The organism is Chryseobacterium indologenes (genome assembly GCF_001295265.1).
Classification (GTDB): domain Bacteria; phylum Bacteroidota; class Bacteroidia; order Flavobacteriales; family Weeksellaceae; genus Chryseobacterium; species Chryseobacterium indologenes_A.
In genome coordinates this window covers 1-653 of sequence record NZ_LJOD01000062.1, presented here as the reverse complement: position 1 = coordinate 653, position 653 = coordinate 1, and the positions used below count along the sequence as shown (strand labels likewise).

Below are 653 nucleotides of genomic sequence, written 5' to 3'. Positions count from 1 at the left end.
ACCCAGACCTCCGTTCAGCTTTTACAGTATTTTGGTCCTTCACAGCTGTATAAAAATACCGTTACCGATGAGGACGGGAATAAAACCATAGAATTTAAAAACGGAAAAGGCCAGGTTATTTTAGTCAGGAAGGTTTTAAACGCTTCAGAAAATGCCGATACCTATTATGTGTATAATGAATACGACCAGCTGGCTTTCGTTATCCCTCCACTCATTACGACATGGACCACTTTGGATGAAACGGCTTTGAATAACCTCTCTTATCAATACCGTTATGATGGTAAAGGCAGGCTGGTAGAAAAGAAACTTCCCGGAAAAGGCTGGGAATATATGGTATATGATAAAGCAGATAAGCTGATTCTTACCCAGGATGCCAATCAAAGAACTTCGTTCAGCTGGATGATTTATAAATATGATGCATGGGGAAGGCCTATTTATACAGGAATACTAACGGCTAATAATACCAGAGCAGGTATGCAGAGCCAGGTTAGTGACACATCTGTTATTGAAAGCAGAAATAACACAGCACTCACAGCTAATGATATGACGTATTATTACTCCAATATGTATTGGGGGCTGAATACCCTGTTATCGGTCACGTATTATGATTCTTATCCTCGACTATATGATTTTAATCCTTCATATCCTTCAAC

At 39.4% G+C, this 653-nt stretch carries 1 pseudogene; it reads left to right on the top strand.

Annotation, left to right across the window (positions count from 1 at the left end):
- Positions 1 to 653: pseudogene (locus AOB46_RS22730) on the top strand (RHS repeat-associated core domain-containing protein); the annotation flags it as partial.